Here is a 17,330-nt window from a genome sequence, read left to right on the forward strand (position 1 = left end):
GTCACTTTCGGTGGTGCCCCCAGCTGATATGTGGAGCATAGGCGATGGCGCGTGTGCGTGGGTGGACGGTTACGTGGTGTTCATCAACACCCCTCCCTTAGGCACCGTTTGGTCGCGCATGCGCATTCTGCACAACACATCGCGCAGTCTCTTCAGCGTTTCTTCCAGCCTCCCGTCAGCGGGGCCCGTCATCGTCGCCGACAGGGCACCGGGGGGTGCCCGCACGGACCCGGAAGGAGAGCACGGCAATGACCCTGCCCATGGAACTCCCCTCGTCCACCACGCGCGACCGGCTCACGTACGACGCGACCGTCCCGCGCGCGATGGTGCACCGGGCCTCGATCGCCGAGGTCTTCGTCACCGACTCGGTCGCCGCCGCGACCAACGGCATCGGCCGGTCGGAGGCGTCCTTCGAGGTCGCGGCGCAGCTGCCGCGCGGCCATGTCATCGGAGAGCACTCGGCCGGCTACGACTTCCTGCTCCTCGTCGAGGTGATGCGGCAGGCGGGCGTGTACGTGGCGCACCAGCACCTCGGTGTCGCCCTGGACAGCGCCTTCATCTTCAAGTCGATGAACTACTGGGTGCGCTCGCTGGAGGCGCTGCGGATCGGGCCGCGCCCGGCGCACGTCGTCGTCGTCCTGACGGTGCGCCCCGAGCGCAACAGGGCCGGGCGCGTCCTCGGCTTCGACTTCGACGGCACGGTGCTGGTGGACGGCGTGCGGACGCTGGAGGCGTCGGGCGGGCTCGCGTTCATCGGCCGCCGCGCGTTCGGCATGCTGCGGGCGAAGGGCCGCGACCGGGCGGCGGCCGCGGACCGGACCGCCGTCCTCAGCTCCCGGCTCGCGCCCGCGGCCCCGGCGACAGTCGGCCGCCGCGACCGCCGCAACGTCGTGGTGACCGAGCCGACGGTCGGACCGCGCGGCACCGCGCAGGCCCGGCTCGTCGTCGACACCGAGCATCCGCACCTCTTCGACCACCAGCTCGACCACATCCCGGGCAACCTCCAGCTGGAGGCCGCGCGCCAGCTCGCCGTCGCCGCCGTGGCGCGGCTGCACGGCCTCTTCCCGAGCGAACTGGCCGTCACCCGGCTGCGGGCTGACTTCACGGACTTCGCCGAACTCGACCTGAACACCACGGCCACCGCGCAGGTGGACGGCGTGCGGCACGCGAAGGAGCTGGGGCTGCTGGCCGTGCCGGTCGCCGTCCGCGTGAGCCAGGGCGAGCACACGGTCAGCGAGGTCCTGATCGAGGTGGCGCAGTGGTCCTGACACCCGGCGACCCGGACCACCGGGCCGTCCCGCTCACCCCGCTCGCGGACGACTACGGCGAGACCCTGTCCAACCCGCTGGCCGGGCCCGGCCGTACGGCGGGCCGCTCCGGCATGCCGCGCGAGACCGTGGCCGCCGCCGTCGAGGCCGCGACGGAGCGGCACGGCGCGGCACTGATGGCCGAGCTGGGCAGCCGCCTGCCGCCCGCTGAACCCGACGGCCCGGACAGCGCCGAGCGTCCGGACGACCCCGACAGCGGCGACGCCGCCGCCGAGGCCGACGCATCCGCTCCCCGCACTCGCGGGCAGCCCGTACGCGCCGGGCGCTCCCCTCTCCCGCGCCTCTCCCCGCTCCGCACGACCCGCTCCGCCACGTCCGCCGTACTGGCCGCCTGACCAAGCGGCCCACGTCCCCCACGCACGCACTCCCGCCCCGGCGGCCCTGCGCCGCCGGGCTTTCCGCATGGCATCGGAACTCCTGTGTCTCCCGTGCCCCTCCCGTTCCCCCACGGCGCCCCATACCTCCTTCCCACCACGTGACGTGAAAGGTCCCATCACGATGGCGCGCGCCCGCAGACCATTCCTGGCCGCCGCGGCGGCCCTCCTGTCGCTCACCCAGGTACTCGCGACGGAGTCCCGGCACGCATGGGCCGCCCCGGCCAGGCAGGCCGTCGGCACACCCTCCGACCCACCACCCGCACACCAGGCAGCCCAGCACGCATCACCCACCGCGCCTTCCCCGGCGGCGCTTCCCGCCGACGTGGTCGAGATACCCGTCAGCTTCACCGTCAGGAACGTCAACCGCTCCCTGTCCGTCTGCGCCGTGGACGGCGGGACGTACACCGTGCGCGGTCACCTCACCGCGCCCCGCGCCCTCCTGGACAGCGGCGACGACCTGTCCGTCACGCTGTACCAGCACGACATCGCCAGCGGCGAGTGGTTCTGGCGGCTCGACGCCCAGGGCCACCACCTCGCCCGCGAACTCGCCGCGCGCGGCCACGCCTCGCTCACCGTCGACCGCCTCGGCTACGGCGCCAGCGACATCCCGAACGGCACCGGCCTGTGCCTGGGCGGCAGCGCCGACATCGCCCACCAGATCACCCAGCAACTGCGCGACGGGGACTACCGCACGCACGGCGCGGGCCGTGCGGCACCACCCGCGTTCGACCACGTCTTCCTCGCGGGCCAGGGCAACGGCGCCCAGCTCGCCCAGATCGCGGGCTACTCGTTCGACGGCATCGACGGCCTCGTCCTCATGGACTGGACCGACGTGGGCCTCGACCCCCGCGTCAACGCCCCCTTCTTCACGGCGCTCGGCCCCTGCCTCTCCGGCGCCGACAACGGCTACGCCTACTACGACCCGACACCCGCCGCGTTCGCCGAGGAGAACTTCACCGACGTCCCGCCCGAAGTCCTGCGCCTCGCCGTCCCGCTGCGCAGCCCGCACCCGTGCGGCGAGATGGTGTCCCAGCCGACCGCCGTCCTGTCCGACCTGCGCCACCTGCCCGACATCGACGCCCCCGTGCTGCTGCTCTTCGGCGAGCACGACCCCCGGGTCGGCGACCCGCGCGAGCAGCGCGAGCTGTTCACGGGCGCGGACACCGAGCTGGTGACCGTGCCGGGCGCCGGCCACTACGTGACGTTCGGGCGCCGCGCGGATGTCCTCCACGACGCCCTGGCCGACTGGCTCACCCGCCACGGCGGCTGAAACGAACGCGACAAGCCGCACGCGCCGCTGCCAGAATGCGCCGGATGGACGAGCGTGAAGTACCCCTGACCGGGGGCAACGTGAGCGCGGGCGTCGTACGGGCCGGGGACACCGTACGCCGCCCGGCCGGACCGTGGACCCCCGCCGTGCACGCGCTGCTGCGGCACCTCCACGCGTCCGGCTTCGACGCCGCGCCGCGCCCCCTCGGCACCGACGGGTGCGGCCGCGAGATCCTCGGCCACGCGCCGGGCACCACGCTGTGGCCCGACCGGATGGACGAGCTGGCCCCCGCCGGGCGGCTGGCGCGCGTCGCCCGGCTGATCCGCGCGTTCCACGACGTGGCGGAGACGTTCACCCCGCCGCCGGACGCCGCCTGGCAGCGGCTGCTGCCCGTCCTGGACGACGGGCCCGCCCTCATCGGGCACGGCGACATCGCGCCGTGGAACCTCGTCGCAGACGGCCCCGAAGGATCCTGGGTCCTCATCGACTGGGACGGCGCCGGCCCCACCACCCGCCTGTGGGACCTCGCCTACGCCTGCCACGGTTTCGTCCGCCTCACCGCCGCCCCGCCCTACGGACGGCCGGACGACGAGAACGCCGCGCGCCTGCGGGTCTTCGCCGACGCGTACGGCCTCGACGAGGCGCAGCGCCGCGCCCTCGTACCGCTGCTCGGCCGCCGGGTCCGGGGGATGTACGACTTCCTGCGGGAGCGCGCGGCGGTGGGGGAGGAGCCGTGGGCGACCCACTGGCGCACGGGGCACGGCGATGCCTGGCTCGGCGACGCCGAGTACATCGAGGCGCGCAGCGGGCTGTGGGCACGGGCGCTGCTGGACTGACGTCCGCGTCGTGGGCAGTGCTGGACTTTCCCGCGACGGCGGCCGGAGGATGACTGCACAGCACGAGCGGCACAGCACGAGCGGCACAGCACGGCGGGAAGGCGGCGGTCCGGCATGGGACACGAGGTACGGATCGAGTACTGCACGCAGTGCCGCTGGCTGCCGCGCGCGGCCTGGCTGGCACAGGAGTTGCTGACCACCTTCGAGACCGACGTCTCCGCCGTCGCGCTCCAGCCGGGCACCGGCGGCGTCTTCCGCGTCAGCGTGGACGGCGAGACGGTCTGGGACCGCAAGACCCAGGGCTTCCCCGAGCCGACCGCCGTCAAGCGGCTGGTCCGCGACCGCGTCGCACCCGGCCGTTCCCTGGGCCACTCCGACTCCACCGCCGCACCCGGATGAGCACCGACGCGCGCCGCGACCAGGTCCGTACGCTGCTCCTCGACCGCGCCCGCGCCGACAGCGCCGTCACGGGCGCGGCCCTGACCGGCTCGGCCGCGCGCGGCACCGAGGACCGCTGGTCCGACATCGACCTCTTCCTCGGCCTGGCCCCGGACGTTGCCGTGGCCGACACGCTCGCCGACTGGACCGCGTACCTCTACGGCGAGCTGGGCGCCCTCCACCACTTCGACCTGCACGCGGGCGGGGCGACCTACCGGGCGTTCCTGCTGCCCGAGCCGCTGGAGGTCGATCTCGGATTCGCCCCCGGCGGCGCCTTCGGGCCCGTCGGCGACGGCGGGTTCCGCGCAGTCTTCGGCACCCCGGCCGCGCCACGGCCCGCGCCCGCCCCGGACCCCGGCCACCTGACCGGCCTCGCCTGGCACCACGTGCTGCACGCGCGGATCGCCATCGAGCGCGGCGCGTACTGGAACGCCGAGCACTGGATCAGCGCCACCCGGGACCACATCCTGACCCTCGCCTCCGCACGCCTCGGCCTCCCCACCGCGTACGCCAAGGGCGCCGACCGCCTTCCGGCCGCCGTCACCGCCCCGCTGGAGGCGACACTGGTGCGCGCGCTGGACCCCACCGAACTCTCCCGCGCGCTCGCCGTGACCGTACGCGCCCTGCTCACCGAACTGGCCCACAGCTCCCCGGCCGAGGCCGCCCGCCTGCGCCCCTGCCTGCTCGCCCTCGCCTGACTCCGCTACTGCCAGGTCGCCGTGTCCGGGTCGATCCCATGGGCGCGCGCGGACGCGTCGACACACCGCCGGAACCACGACGCCAGCCCCGCCCGTACACCGTCGTAGTGGGCCGCGAAGCCCGGGTCCGACTCGTACATGCGCCCCAGACACACCTGCATCCGCCGGGTGAGCGCGAAGAAGTGTGAGAAGACCTCCCGGTGGCGCTCGACCAGCACGTCCGCCTCCCGACTGCCCGGGGCGACGCCCTGGTCCAGCGCGTCGCCCAGGTCGCGTTCGAGCGCGGACATCGCCCCGGCGAGCGCCCGCCACTGCTCGCGCGTGCGGGAGGCGGAGCGTTCGGCGAACTGCGCCCACTGCGGGGACTCTCCCCACAGAACACGCGCCTCCCCCGTTCTGCGCGCGTCCCAGCCGGGGCCGAACGCCGCCGCCTGCTCCTCCTCGCTCAGCAGAATCCCGCGTTCGTGGGCCTCGGCCATCCGCTCAAGGCGTTCGTCCAGCAGCCGCAGGTCGTCGATCTGCCCGGCGAGCTGGACGCGTTGCTCACGCAGCGCGGCCCCGATCCCCGTGCTCGTGTCGTCGAGGACCGCGCGGATCGCGTCGAGCCCGAGACCGAGGTCGCGGTAGGCGACGACGCGCTCAAGCCGCTGCACGTCCGCGTCGGTGTACAGGCGGTACCCGGCCGTGGTGCGGAGGGACGGCGACACCAGGCCGACCTCGTCCCAGTGGTGCAGCGCGCGGACGGTCACCCCCACGCGTCCGGCGGTCGCCCCCACCGTGAGACCGGCGTCAGCCACGGCCGTCGCCGTCGCTCCCGGGCGCGGTGATCCCGACCGCCGCGAGCGCCCGCGCCTCCGGGCTGCCGGGCGCGAGCGGCTTGGCCGCCGTGAACACCACCCGCGCCCCCTCGGGCGTGATCACCTCGACGTCGCGGGTGTTCCACGGCGTGTCACGCGGGCCGGTGACGCGGTCGGCCACGAGCGCGCGGCACGCCTCCGCGACCGGCTCCACCTCGTTCAGCACGCAGGAGAAACTCACACTCATCGCGGGCACCTCCGCCCGCGCGGCACCGGCCTCGGCGGCGACGAGCAGCACGTCCTGGAACGCCCAGCGGCGCAGGTGCACCAGCTGTCCGGGGATGCCGAACAACTCGAAGAACCCGAGCCCGCGCACCCAGAAGTCCGTGGACGCGGCCAGATCGTCCGTCGGCACCGTCACGAACGCCGGCATCCCGTAGATCCCCCGGAACGGCTCCGGCGCGACCGCGTCCGGGCCGGGGACGGGCACAGGACTCATCTCGAAAGCGGGAAAGAAATCGCTCATGCGTTGCATCGTTCACCCCCACGCGGCGTGAGGGTCAACAGCACGCGCCGGTCGGCACCCGCACCCACTCACCCCGCGTCCCAGCCGCTGATCCGCGCCGCCGACCCCGCCCTCCGCGACGTCCGCGTGGTCATCCTCACCAGCTACGCCTTGGACGTCCACGTGTTCGAGGCGCTGCGCGCGGGCGCCTGCGGCTTCCTGCTGAAGGACACCGAGCCCACCGAACTCCTGCGCTCCATCCGGGTCGCCGTGGAGGGCCACGCCCTGCTGTCCCCGGAGATCACCCACCGGCTCATCTCCGAGTACGTGTCCCGCCCTCGACGTGCTCACCCGACGCGAACGCGAGGTCCTCACACTGGTCGGCGCCGGCCCCTCCAACGAGGAGATCGCGGAGCGGCTGGTCATCTCCCACACCACCGCCAAGACCCACGTCAGCCGCACCATGATCAAGCCCGGAGCCCGCGACCGCGCCCAACTCGTCGTCCTGGCCCACGAGAACGGCCTCGTCGTCCCGCGTTCATCCGGCGCCCCGGGCCCGCACTGACCGAAACCGGCAACGCTGTCCGCCCCCCACGCCGCATCCGTCAGCTCACCACGACCCGGGGTCGCCGGGCCCGGCGGTCAGGCGCGTGGCCGGTAGACGGAGATGCGGAACGACGCGGTGACCCGGCACGGCTCGCCCAGCCCGGCCACGCGCGCCCGCAGCTCGTCCGCGCCGACATGCCGGGCCGTCGGGCCCATCCCCACCAGCTGCGCCACTTCCTCCGCGCCCAGGTCGAGCACATGGTCGTGCTCCTCGTGGCCCTGCTGCACGAAGCGGGCCCCCAGGGAGTGCCGCAGCCGCTCGTCCTTGGCGCCGTCCACCGACAGCAGGCCGAGCGACCGCCGCAGATCCGCGAGGTGACGCCCCGTCGGCGTCACGACGACCAGGGCACCGGCGGGCGACAGCACGCGGCGGAACTCCGGGCCGTTGCGCGGCGCGAACACGTTCAGCACCACGTCCACCGCGTCCGTCCGCACCGGCAGCGGCTGCCACACGTCCCAGCTCGCCGCCACCGCGCGCGGGTGCGCGCGCGCCGCGCGGCGCAGCGCCGGGGCCGACGTGTCCAGGCCGAGACCCGCCGTGCCGTCCGGCAGGGCGCGGAGCACGGCGGCGAGGTGGTGCCCGGTCCCGGCGCCCGCGTCCAGCAGGACGCCGCCCGGCGGGCAGAGGGCGGCCGTCCGGGCGGCCAGCGCGTCGGTCAGGGGGATGAAGTGGCCCGCGCCGAGGAAACGTTCGCGTGCCGCCACCATGTCGGCCGTGTCGGCGGTCGCGGCCGGTCTGCCGCCCGCAAGCAGCGGCGCGTAGCCCTGCCGGGCGAGGTCGAACGTGTGCCGCCGCGCGCAGCGCAGGGTGCGGCCGGTCAGCGTGAGATCCCCACCGCAGGGCGGGCAGCACAGCACACGCAGCATCCGCTGCCACGGCGGCGGCACGGGGGCGACGGGACGGGGAGGAGAGACGGGGGAGCCACTGAGGGGTACGTCGGACATGCGGGGTCCTCGGCAGCCGTGACGGCCGCGGGTCGGGATCGGTGGAACCGCTCGGGTGCGCACGCCGAGAACAGCGACGCCCTCCTTGAGGTCACGCCGCTGTTCCCGTCCTCCCCGTCAGAGGAACGTGTGCGGTCCGCCGTGGCATGCCATCCCGCCACGCTACCGCCGAGGTCAGGGGTACCGCTCGTCGGCGACCGGCTGTTCGACGGGACGGCGCCGTGTCCAGCGGTGCCACCAGTGCGTCCGGCGCGGGTAGAGCGCGTGGCTCAGGCGCCGGCCCACGATGAGGAAGCCGATCAGGGCCCCGAGCGTGTTGAGGATGACGTCGTCGATGTCGAACGCCCTGCCCTCCACGATCAGGCCCTGCGCCGACTCCACCATCACCATCACCAGCGCGGTGAACAGCGCGACCCGCAGCAGCCCCCGGATACGCGGGAAGAGGACCGGGAGCAGGAAGCCGAAGGGGACGCCGAGCAGCACGTTGCCGCCGATCTGCTGCACGGTGTCGGACCAGTCGGGCTGGTCGAGATAGGTGCGGATCGAGGCCCCGGGACGCAGGTTGGTGTGGATCAGGTCGGACGAGTCGGGCGACGGCACCAGCGTCACGCGTGCCAGCGCGACGGCGAAGGCGACCATCAGCACCAGTGCCATGGCCATCACCAGCACGCGGGCCACGGCGGCGCCGAAGGTGCGGCGCTGGAACAGGGGAACGCGCGGTGCGGGCGGCTCCTCGGGCGCGAGGGGCTCGTCCGGGTAGGTCGTGTCGGAAGGGATGTCGTCGTGTGTGGAGGGACGCGTGTCGTCGGGCGCGCCGACAGGCTCAGGGAGCCTGCCCCTGCGCACCGTGCGGAACCGCGTGACAAAGGCCATCGTTACCCCCTCGGTGGGTGGACTCCCGCACGCTCCGGCTACCCCGAGCCGCACACCGCACGCCGGAGTTCGACGCACCTGTCGGAGCCTCTTTGACGGCCAGTCAGCCCCTGGGGATTCAGCGGACGTGTCGGGCAGGTACGGACTCCGTCCGCCGCGTGGTCCCAGGGAAGCAGCGCCCTGCCGGGGGATGGACCACCCTTGAACGCGGAGGACAGCGGCCGGCCGGACCCGGGGCCCGTCTGTGGCGCGCTTGTACGGCGGCAGGCGAGGGGGAGACCCTTGCCCGCCACGGTTCCTGACAGGTGCGAGCTCGGTGCGGCCGTCCAAGTTCCCGCCGAACGGCGGGCCCGAACGGCGCCGGGCCACTTGGCCGACGCATCGCAGCGTCGCCGGTCATGGGCCAGGATGCGGTCCCAGGCGCGGTCGGCCGACCAGTGCCGTAGGCGTTCGCGGACCGTCTTCCACCACCCGTCAACGCTTCAGCACGTCACACCTCGCAGCCCCATCGCAGGCGACGGAGCGATCGACGCCCCCGACTCATCCGGCGGTCAATGCCGCCACGGCACGCCACGCTTCGCCACGAGACGACCGACGACCTACCGACCCCATGGAGACCGCCCAGCGGCCGAAGGGGCGGAGGACTTCTCCACCCCGTCGCGGCGGCAGCCGGTCCTCGCTCTGGCCGAGTCGCTCGCGCGTACGAGGACCGGGGAGACAGCGGCGGCTGGTCACTGCGACGACGCGGCAGCGTAAGGGCCGCCGTGTGCGGGTGACCCGGCGGTGCCGTGGGGGCGCGGGCAGCCCCGCGCCCCAGGTCGGCCGGCGCAGCCAGGGACGGCCGCGCCGTCACGGCCACAGCAGCGTGTGCGACCAGCCGCCCGGATCGCCGCCCGCGCCCCGGTCGTACCGCAGGCGTACATGCCCCCGGCCCTTCTCGCCCTGCCAGAACTCCACGGCGTCGGCGCGCAGCCGCCACACGGTGTGCCCGGGAGCCACCTCCTCCGGGTCCGCCTCCACCCGCCGCCGCGCCTCCGCCAGGGCCCGGCCGAAGTCGTCGGCCGACGTGAGGGGTTCGCTCTGCCGCGCCACCAGCCCGGCCGCGCGCGAGAGCGGCGAGCGGCTCAGGAACTCCCGCGCCGCCACCTCGGCCGACGCCCGCTCCACCGGTCCGCGCACCCGCACCTGCCTGCCCTGCGCCGGCCAGTAGAACGTCATGGCGGCGGCGGGCACCGCCGCGAGCTGCCGCCCCTTCGGGCTGTCCGCGTCGCTCGCGAACACCCAGCGGCCGTCCGGATCGACGTCCCGCAGCGCGACGATCCGCGCGTCCGGCAGACCGTCCCCATCCGTGGTGGACAGCGTCACCGCGCCCGCGTCCGGCACCCCGGCGTCCGCCGCCTCCGCGAGCCAGGCCGCGAACAGCGCCCGGGGCTCTGCGGGAGCGCCCGCCGGCTCGAACGGCGGCAGGTCCCGCGCCATCACGGGGTGCGCGGCCAGCAGCTCCCGTACCGCGTTCTCCGCTTCACTTCCCATGAGGCACCACCAGTCCCGACTCGTAGGCGGCGACCACGGCCTGAGCACGGCCGCGCAGCCCCAGCTTGTTCAGCACTCGGCTGACGTGCGTCTTCACCGTCTCCTCCGCGACGACCGGTTCGGTGGCGATCTCCGTGTTGGACAGCCCGCGCGCGATCAGCGCGAGGACTTCCCGTTCCCGTGCCGTCAGGCCGGTCAGGGACGGCGGCACCCGGTCGCCGCCGCGACCGGCGGGCGGGTGTGTCGCGTAATCCTCGATCAGCCGCCGGGTCACCGAGGGCGCGAGCAGCGCGTCGCCCGACGCGATCACCCGGACGGCGTGCACCAGTTCCCCGGCGGTGGCGTCCTTGAGCAGGAACCCGGACGCCCCGGCACGCAGCGCCTCGAACACGTACTCGTCCAGGTCGAAGGTCGTCAGCATCAGCACCCACGTCTGCTCGGACAGTGTGGGCAGCGATGTCCACGCCCTATCAGCAACGGCGCGACCCAGGCGTGGATGTACGCCCATCGCCAGGCCGCGAAGGGATACCGCGGCATCAGCAGGGCCGGCAGGATCGTGACGGCGCCGTACAACAGGCCGGTCGGCGGCATCGTGTCCGTCTCGGTCGGCCCCGCGAACATCATCGCGACGAGCCAGACGACAAGGATTCCCGATCGGGCCACGACGCCGAGTCATCCGCTACCCCGCTTCTCCGCACCCGCCGGACGCGGGGCCCGAGCGACCAGCGCCCACCGGAATCCATCTCCCACCGTGGCCAACAGGCCTGTCATGGTCTTCCACATGGTCACGTAGCGTATGGGTGCCACAGCCCCTGGACATCCCGCCACAGAGCCATCCTCCGCCCCTTCCCTGGCTCCACGGAGCCACGTCTCCCGCCGACGGACCCCTCGCCCGCCCCTCACGTCCCTGAGCCGGTCAGGGCCAGTTCGGCGACGACCGCCCGGTGGTCGCTGCCCTTCACGGCTGCCTCGTGCACCGACACGGCTGCGAGTCCCGGCCCGTGCAGCACGTGGTCCAGCTGTATGAGCGTCGGGTACCGGCGGCCCTCCGGCCAGGTCGGTGCCCAGCCCTGCCCCAGCTCGTCGTGGACGTCCGCCAGCCCGGCCGCCAGCAGGTCCCGCATCGGGCCGTGGTCGAGCGTGGCGTTGAAGTCGCCCAGGAACACGGTGTCCTCGCTCCCGCGCGCCGCCTCCTCCCGGAGCGCCGTCATGTCGGCGTCCCAGCGTCCCGGATCGCCCAGGGGGTAGTAGGTGTGCACGGCGACCAGCCGCACCGTCCGGCCGCCCACCTGTACATCGGCCCCTGTCTGCGGCCAGGTGGTGTCCAGCGGCAGCAGCCCGCCGTCCGACAGCGGCAGCCGGGAGTAGAGCGACGAGTCGGCCTCCGGGCGCAGCTCCCGGTAGGGCATGAGGCCGGCCATCCCCGCGCTGTCCAGGGCGCGGGCCGTCTCCGCCGACAGCTCGGCCACGGAGAGCACGTCCACCCGCTCCGTCCTGACGAGATCGACCAGCGCGGCCGGGTCCACCGCCCCCGCGTGGGCGCTGCTCGTCGCCACGCGCAGCCGGGGCGCGTCCGCCGGTATCTCCGCGCCTCCGCCCAGGAAGCGCGGCAGCAGCAGGCACAGCTCGACCACCACGAGGGCCCCCGCCACGCCGGACAGCCACCGCGCCCGCAGGGCCAGCGCCACCCCCAGTGGGACCAGACTGCCCACGGCAACCCAGGGGAACACCGCCATGACGAGGGCGAGATACGAGCCTCCGTCCAGTCCGGTCAGCCGGACCAGGACCACCGCCCCCACAAGGGCGACCGCCACAGCACACACCACCCGCGCCACCGCGCGGACCCGCGCCCGCCTTCCAGCCTCCGCCTCTTCCGGCGCCTCACCGTGTTCCACCACCACACCCACACCTTCACCCCCCTGCCGTGCACCTACCGCTCCCGATCCTCCCTCCCCGATGGCCTCCTCCACGCGACGGGCCACCTTCCGGGGGCCTGGTGGGGGAGCGCGCCGCGCCAGAACCCCGCACTCCCGTACGGTGCACCGCACGGACACCGGCCCGGCGACGCCGCCCCCACCACCTCGACCCCACTCCCTACACCCCGCCACCCCCGCCCGCGCCGACCGCGACCGGCTCGCGGCGCCCGACCGGCGGCCCGCCCCGTTCGCCGCCACCCCGGTCCACCGGGATGTCCCAGGGACCGGCACCGAGTCGTACGACCTCCGCCCGGGGATACCTGCCGTCCGCACGCGGCACCAGACCCGCGCGTTCCGCCCGTACCTCGAACAGGCCCACCGACCAGCCCAGGAGCCGCGCGGCCTCCACCGCCGTCGCGCTGGCCCCGGTCCACGCCAGCCGTTCCTCCACCACCGCGCCCACCCGCTCGCGCGGCAGCTCCTCCAGGTCCCGCACCGCGTAGACCGGATTGCCCCGGTAGCGCCCCACCGGGCGCAGCAGCCCGCGCGCGACCAGCTCCAGGACGTCCGCACGCTCCACGTCCAGCCCGCTGTGGACGGCGAGATGGCGCGCCGCGTTCACCGTGCCGACGCCCGGACGGTCGCCCACCGCGGCCCGGATCTCCTCCGCCCGTTCGGGCAGCGTCTTCGCCAGCGCCTCCGACCAGCGGCCCTCCGCCAGATCCGGCGCCGGTACCAGCCCACGCTCCCGCGCGTACGCGATCTGCCACCCCGCCAGCCCGAGCCACCTCGCCAGCTGGACCGGCCCGAACTTCCGTGCCTTCGCCATCATCCCCACCCTCTCCGAATCAGTACTGTCACTCTAAGTGACGCCACTGACAGCCGAAAATGTTTCACCAGGCGCAGGGCACGATCGCCGCCATGTCGGTCCCGACCGAGGAAACGCCCGCCTACCCCCCTGAACCGGTCGCAGCAGGAAGGGACTTGGACACCCGGTCGCAGCCGATCCACGGATCGTCCGACCGGTGCTCCGGAATGAGCCGCATCTCCTCCCGGTGCGGCTCCCGGTCGGCGTCCTGCTCCGGCAACGCCCGTGCCGGGCTGCCGAAGTAGCCGAGCCGCACGTCGCCCAGCTCCCTGCCGACACAGATCTTCCCGTTGGGGCACGTGATCTTGCCGACGACCCTCACGGACAGCACCACAGCCCTCCCCGCCGGAGCCCGTACCGAACGCGTCCGTCAGTCACGGAACAGGGAGAGGGGCACGGCCGCGGCCAGCATCGCGTAGCCCCCGGGCGTCAGATGCAGCCAGTCGCCGTCGTGGACCGTGTCCCGCAGCCGCTCCGGCCGGGCCGGGTCACGCACCGCCGCGTCGAAGTCGAGCACCGCGTCGAACCGGCCGCTGCCCCGTATCCACGCGTTGACCTCCCGCCGCGCCGCCTCCCGCAGCCCCGCCGGGTCGTCGTACGCCGCGTTGCCGCCGAACGGCGTGAGCGTTGCGCCGTACACCGCGACACCCTGCGCGTGCGCACGCGTCACGAACTGCCCGTACGCCGCCACGAGATCGGCCGTCACCGCCTCCTGCGCCGCCGCGGTCGCCGCCGCCGTCCCGATGTCGTTGACCCCCTCGAAGACGATCAGCCGCGTGACGCCGCTGCGCGCGAACACGTCGCGGTCCAGGCGCGACACGGCGCTCGGCCCGAGCCCCTCCAGGAGCACCCGGTTGCCGCCCGCGCCCTGGTTGAGGACCGCCACGTCCTCGGTGGCCCGCCGCTCCCGCAGCCGCGCGGCGAGCCGGTCGGGCCACCGGTCGTTGCCGTTGGTCGTCGAACCCCGGCCGTCCGTCAGCGAGTCGCCCAGGACGGCGGCCGCCCTGCTGCCGCGCGCCGCCCACGCCTCGACGGCGCTCAGGAAGTACCAGTGGTCCACCGGCGTCGCGCCCGGCAGGTCCTCGGCGGCGACGTGATCGCCCGCGACCAGGTGCGACGTGGTGCGCGACCCGGGATGCGAGGTCACCGACAAGGACCGTTGCCCCTCGGCGAGATGCACGGTGACGGTCAGCTCCCCACCGGGCGGCACCCGCACGTCGACCGGGTCCGACACGTACCGCGCCCCCACCGGCACGGTCACCGACGCCCGCCCGTCGAACGTCACCGGCAGCGTCGAACCCGGCACGACGGCACGCGCCCCCGCCCTGCCCCCGGCGGGCAGCGCCACCGCCACCGACGTGAGCGGCAGCGGCGCGCCGCCGAACTCGTTCGAGAACGACAGCCGCACCCGCCGCGCCCCGATCGTCAGATGAACGGTCTGCCGCAGCGTCGCGTCGGCGAGGACGCCGTCGCTGCCCGTGAACGGCGCGGGCGGCAGGTTGTGCGGCTCGGTGAGCTGCGGCATCGCCGTCCACGTGTCCACCCACCTCTCGCCGCCCGACCGCGCCGCCGCCGGCGTCGCCCCGAGGGCGGTCAGGCCCGTCACGGCGCCGGTGAGGCCGGTCAGCGCGGCGCGCCTGTTCACGCGTCCGTGCACGCGCCTGGTCACGTTGTGTCCATCCACCTGAGGAGTCCTTCGCGGTCGCGGTACGCGGTCAGTTGTCGGTGTCGGCGCCGGTCGGTACGCCGCCGGTGAGGCTCACAGCAGGTGCGCGGGGACCGCCCGCGCCATCGCCTCGTTGCCCAGGTCGTTCGGGTGCAGGTGGTCGCCGCTGTCGTAGCGGGCCGCGAGGCGGTCGGGCCGCGCGGGGTCGCGCAGCGCGGCGTCGAAGTCCACGACGGAGTCGAACGCGCCGGACGTCCTGATCCAGTCGTTCACCCGCTGCCGCACCCGCTCGTTCTCCGGTGTCCAGAAGCCCAGCGGGGTGTCGCGGAACGGCGTGATCGTCGCGCCGTGCGCCCGTACGCCCCGGGCGTGCGCCCGGGAGATCAGCTGGCGGTAGCCGTCGATCAGGTCGGAGGCGGTGACGCGCTCCGACGAGGGCGCGACGGTCCCCGGATGCCCGATGTCGTTCACCCCCAGGTGCACGACGATGTCGCGCACGCCGGGCCGCGCCAGCACGTCGCGCGTGAAGCGCCGCAGCCCGCTCTCGCCGAAGTACGCGGCGTACGCCTCCGCGTCGGAGCCCGCCGGGGGGTTCGGGTCGCGCAGCAGGCGGTTCCCGCTGATCCCCGCGTTGAGCACGGCCGTCGCGTCCCGCCCCGGCGCGGCGCGCAGCCTGCGGGCGAGGAAGTCGGTCCACCGGTGGTTGGCGTTGACGGTCGTGCCCGCCGTGATGGAGTCGCCCAGCGCGACGACGGCCGACGCGCGGTCCCCGTGCCGTGCGGCGACGCTGACGCCCGACAGGAAGTACCACGACGCCGTGACGGCGCTCGGCGTGAAGTCGGCGGCCCCCGTGACGTTCCCCTCGCCCACGAAGTTCTCCTGCCCGGCGAACGCGTTGACCGTCCCGCCCGGCGTACGCCGCGGCAGGTGCAGGCTGATCGCCAGGTCGGCGCCCGCCGGTACGCGCAACCGCACCGGATCGCTCACCACCTCGCCCCCGCCCGGCACGGCCAGCGACCCGCGCCCGCCGAACGTGAGGCGCCGGTCCGTGCCCGGCCGCACCCGCGGCCCCTCCGCTCCGTCCGCCCGCCGCGCGATCCTGGCCTCGCCCACGACGAGCGGCGCCGTGCCGAACACGTTGGTCAGCGTGACGCGCAGCGTGTCACCCGCCAGCGTCGTCCGCACGATCTGCCGCAGCGTCTGGTCCTCGAACGCGGTGCCGTCACTCGCCGGCACGGTGGTCACCGGCGACGCCCACGCCCCCACCCACTCCGTGCGCCCGCCCCACCCGGCGGCGCCCGCCGCCCCGGCGGTGGGCGCGGTGGTCAGCAGGCACAGGGCGGCGAGCAGCCCCGCCAGCGCGGCCATCACCCTGCGGCGGCGCCGGTGGGCGGCGGACCCGCGGGGACGCGGAACGGACATCTTCACGAAGGGCTCCTCAGCGTCGAGGGCGACTGCGCCCGGTCAGGCGCGGTGACCATAGGAACGGCCACCACCCGCGTCAAGAAGCCGCGTCAGCCCCACCCCACCCACCCGTACGCCCAGTCCTGCGCGCACGGACGCCCCGCCGCAGGCCCGGCCTCCCGGCCGCCCGCCACACCCGCGTACAAGCCGCGCGCACGTGTCGGACCCTGGCCGCCGTATCCCCGACGCCCGTCTGATGACCCCCGCTCCCGCCCCATGGGACCGTTCGGTGACGCGCCCGCCACACCGGAGGGAGGACAGCGTGTGCTACCCGCTCGATCCCGAACTGGCGGCCGCCGTCGCCATGATGCCGCCCGTCGACATCACCGACCTCGCCGCCGCGCGCCGCGCCCAGGCCGCCGAACTGGCCGCCGCCCTCCCCACCGCCGACACCCGGGGCGTCGCGGTGCACGAGACACACGCCCCCGGACACGACGGCGCCCCCGACGTTCCGCTACGCGTCTACCGCCCCTTCGGCGTCCCCGGCCCCCTGCCCGCGCTGTACAGCCTGCACGGTGGCGGCTTCGTCCTCGGCTCACCCGACGTCGACCACGACACCAACCTTCACTTCTGCCGCGCGCTCCCCGCCGTCGTCGTCTCCGCCGACTACCGCCTCGCGCCCGAACACCCCTACCCGGCCGCCCTGCACGACGCCTACACCGGCCTGCGCTGGACCGCCGCCCACGCCGCCCAGCTCTCCGCCGACCCCGGCCGGATCGGCGTGTGGGGCGACAGCGCGGGCGGCGGACTCGCCGCCGCCATCGCCCTGCTGGCCAGGGACGAGGGCGGCCCGCCCATCCGCCACCTACACCTGCACAGCCCCGCCCTCGACGACCGCCTCGCCACCCCGAGCGCCGTCCGCTTCACAGACACCCCGGTCTGGCACCGCCGCAACGCGCAGCTCAGCTGGGACGCCTACCTCGGCCCCGGTGTCCCCGGCACACCCGGCGTCCCCGCCTACGCCGCTCCCGCCCGTGCGACCGAACTGCGCGGGCTGCCCCCCACGTTCATCGCCGTCATGGAGTTCGACCCGCTGCGGGACGAAGGCGTCGCATTCGCCGCCGGACTGCAAGCGGCGGGCGTACCCGTCGAACTGCGCCGCTACCCGGGAACGTTCCACGGCAGCGCCGCCGTGACCCACTCCGCGATCGCCCAGCGCGTCACCTCCGAGGCCGTGACCGCTCTGCGCACCGGACTCGCGCCGTGACCG

General features: G+C 74.6%; 18 protein-coding genes and 1 pseudogene. 8 read left to right on the forward strand and 11 right to left on the reverse strand.

What is annotated here, in order from left to right; translation table 11 throughout:
• Positions 1–248 precede the first annotated feature (248 nt).
• The 6 genes from ACL02R_RS18330 to ACL02R_RS18355 all read left to right on the forward strand — a co-directional run bounded on the left by ACL02R_RS18330 (position 249) and on the right by ACL02R_RS18355 (position 4,947).
• Positions 249–1,268 carry a ScbA/BarX family gamma-butyrolactone biosynthesis protein gene (locus tag ACL02R_RS18330; RefSeq protein WP_412798009.1) on the forward strand — a complete coding sequence of 340 codons (1,020 nt, stop codon included), beginning with the start codon at positions 249–251 and terminating at the stop codon, positions 1,266–1,268.
• Positions 1,259–1,663, forward strand: a complete 405-nt coding sequence (locus ACL02R_RS18335; protein ID WP_412798010.1) for a hypothetical protein — start codon at positions 1,259–1,261, stop codon at positions 1,661–1,663. Before ACL02R_RS18330 ends, ACL02R_RS18335 begins: the two co-directional genes overlap by 10 nt.
• 145 nt (positions 1,664–1,808) lie before the next feature.
• Positions 1,809–2,975 (forward strand): alpha/beta hydrolase, encoded by a 1,167-nt coding sequence (locus tag ACL02R_RS18340; protein ID WP_412798011.1) that lies wholly within the window; start codon positions 1,809–1,811, stop codon positions 2,973–2,975.
• A 44-nt stretch (positions 2,976–3,019) separates the two neighbouring features.
• Positions 3,020–3,811, forward strand: coding sequence for a phosphotransferase enzyme family protein (locus ACL02R_RS18345; protein ID WP_412798012.1), 792 nt, complete (start codon positions 3,020–3,022; stop codon positions 3,809–3,811).
• A 114-nt stretch (positions 3,812–3,925) separates the two neighbouring features.
• Complete coding sequence (locus ACL02R_RS18350; protein ID WP_412798013.1) at positions 3,926–4,210, forward strand: SelT/SelW/SelH family protein; 285 nt, start codon at positions 3,926–3,928, stop codon at positions 4,208–4,210.
• Entirely contained in the window at positions 4,207–4,947 is a 741-nt protein-coding gene (locus ACL02R_RS18355) for a nucleotidyltransferase domain-containing protein (RefSeq protein WP_412798014.1), read from the forward strand. Before ACL02R_RS18350 ends, ACL02R_RS18355 begins: the two co-directional genes overlap by 4 nt.
• 5 nt (positions 4,948–4,952) lie before the next feature.
• Here the strand turns inward: ACL02R_RS18355 and ACL02R_RS18360 are convergent, their stop codons facing one another.
• Positions 4,953–5,744, reverse strand: coding sequence for a MerR family transcriptional regulator (locus tag ACL02R_RS18360; protein WP_412798015.1), 792 nt, complete (start codon positions 5,742–5,744; stop codon positions 4,953–4,955).
• On the reverse strand, positions 5,737–6,270 hold the full coding sequence (locus tag ACL02R_RS18365; RefSeq protein WP_412798016.1) for a VOC family protein: 534 nt from the start codon (positions 6,268–6,270) through the stop codon (positions 5,737–5,739). The genes ACL02R_RS18360 and ACL02R_RS18365 overlap by 8 nt, the downstream gene beginning before the upstream one ends.
• Before the next feature lie 102 nt (positions 6,271–6,372).
• On the opposite strand from ACL02R_RS18365, the pseudogene ACL02R_RS18370 reads away from it, so the two are divergent.
• Positions 6,373–6,814, forward strand: a pseudogene (locus tag ACL02R_RS18370) (LuxR C-terminal-related transcriptional regulator); the annotation flags it as partial.
• Positions 6,815–6,891: 77 nt separating this feature from the next.
• Here the strand turns inward: ACL02R_RS18370 and ACL02R_RS18375 are convergent.
• The 9 genes from ACL02R_RS18375 to ACL02R_RS18415 form a co-directional block, all read right to left on the reverse strand.
• Complete coding sequence (locus tag ACL02R_RS18375; RefSeq protein WP_412798017.1) at positions 6,892–7,800, reverse strand: putative RNA methyltransferase; 909 nt, start codon at positions 7,798–7,800, stop codon at positions 6,892–6,894.
• A gap of 174 nt (positions 7,801–7,974) precedes the next feature.
• Positions 7,975–8,673 (reverse strand): VanZ family protein, encoded by a 699-nt coding sequence (locus tag ACL02R_RS18380; RefSeq protein WP_412798018.1) that lies wholly within the window; start codon positions 8,671–8,673, stop codon positions 7,975–7,977.
• Between the two features lie 849 nt (positions 8,674–9,522).
• Positions 9,523–10,206, reverse strand: coding sequence for a pyridoxal 5'-phosphate synthase (locus tag ACL02R_RS18385; protein ID WP_412798019.1), 684 nt, complete (start codon positions 10,204–10,206; stop codon positions 9,523–9,525).
• Positions 10,196–10,882, reverse strand: a complete 687-nt coding sequence (locus ACL02R_RS18390) for a LuxR C-terminal-related transcriptional regulator (protein ID WP_412798020.1) — start codon at positions 10,880–10,882, stop codon at positions 10,196–10,198. Before ACL02R_RS18390 ends, ACL02R_RS18385 begins: the two co-directional genes overlap by 11 nt.
• A gap of 223 nt (positions 10,883–11,105) precedes the next feature.
• Positions 11,106–12,020 carry an endonuclease/exonuclease/phosphatase family protein gene (locus tag ACL02R_RS18395; RefSeq protein WP_412798021.1) on the reverse strand — a complete coding sequence of 305 codons (915 nt, stop codon included), beginning with the start codon at positions 12,018–12,020 and terminating at the stop codon, positions 11,106–11,108.
• Between the two features lie 280 nt (positions 12,021–12,300).
• Positions 12,301–12,951 carry a hypothetical protein gene (locus tag ACL02R_RS18400; protein WP_412798022.1) on the reverse strand — a complete coding sequence of 217 codons (651 nt, stop codon included), beginning with the start codon at positions 12,949–12,951 and terminating at the stop codon, positions 12,301–12,303.
• A gap of 121 nt (positions 12,952–13,072) precedes the next feature.
• Positions 13,073–13,321, reverse strand: a complete 249-nt coding sequence (locus ACL02R_RS18405) for a hypothetical protein (protein ID WP_412798023.1) — start codon at positions 13,319–13,321, stop codon at positions 13,073–13,075.
• A gap of 39 nt (positions 13,322–13,360) precedes the next feature.
• A complete protein-coding gene (locus ACL02R_RS18410) occupies positions 13,361–14,596 on the reverse strand; it encodes an SGNH/GDSL hydrolase family protein (protein WP_412798066.1) in 1,236 nt (411 codons plus the stop codon).
• Between the two features lie 153 nt (positions 14,597–14,749).
• Complete coding sequence (locus ACL02R_RS18415; protein ID WP_412798024.1) at positions 14,750–16,078, reverse strand: SGNH/GDSL hydrolase family protein; 1,329 nt, start codon at positions 16,076–16,078, stop codon at positions 14,750–14,752.
• Between the two features lie 304 nt (positions 16,079–16,382).
• On the opposite strand from ACL02R_RS18415, the gene ACL02R_RS18420 reads away from it, so the two are divergent.
• The gene (locus ACL02R_RS18420) at positions 16,383–17,327 is read left to right on the forward strand and encodes an alpha/beta hydrolase (RefSeq protein ID WP_412798025.1); all 945 of its coding nucleotides are present in this window, start codon (positions 16,383–16,385) and stop codon (positions 17,325–17,327) included.
• The last annotated feature ends 3 nt before the right edge of the window (positions 17,328–17,330 follow it).

Origin of the sequence: Streptomyces sp. MS19 (assembly GCF_047200595.1) — a bacterium.
In the GTDB taxonomy this organism is placed as follows: Bacteria; Actinomycetota; Actinomycetes; order Streptomycetales; family Streptomycetaceae; genus Streptomyces.